The 472-nt window shown below is 68.2% G+C and carries 2 protein-coding genes; both read right to left on the bottom strand.

The window, feature by feature from the left end; translation table 11 throughout:
- A partial coding sequence (locus tag AC1DKR_RS21145) for a hypothetical protein (protein WP_478035106.1) occupies positions 1-207 on the bottom strand: 207 nt, incomplete at its 3' end.
- A gap of 15 nt (positions 208-222) precedes the next feature.
- The coding region (locus tag AC1DKR_RS21150) for a hypothetical protein (RefSeq protein ID WP_478035108.1) at positions 223-472 on the bottom strand (250 nt) is incomplete at its 5' end.

Genomic DNA, 472 nt, shown 5'->3' on the forward strand with positions numbered 1-472 from the left:
GGTCTGGCGCAGGCCGTCGGCCGCCAGGGTGACGAAGTTGTCGCTGACGACGAAGCGCACCCGCACGCCCAGCCGCGCCACCGCCTCGGGCGAGGCCTCGATCGGCCGGCCGTCCCGCACCACGCGGTACATGCCCGCGGCTTCCGAGGCCGGCGCATAGGCCTGGGTGACGCAGAACGGTTCGGACAGGCAAACCAGATCGAGCATGGGTCCTCGATGACGTCAGTTGAAGACCGCCGGCAGGCTGCGCCCCAGCGACAGCCGCTCGGGCGCGGCGTCGTTCCACAGGTGGAAGCCGCCCTTGAAGTGCCGGACGATGTGGAACTCACCGCCCCGGTTCCAGAAGTGGTGATAGAGGAACGAGTCGTGGGCGATCGGATTGCCGATCAGGGTGTAGGTCTCGAAGCTCGACGGGCCCGAGCCATGCCGCTGGCGAACCACGCCATAGAGATTGAGGTCGTCGGCGATCACG

The organism is Stenotrophomonas sp. 01N47 (assembly GCF_056399165.1).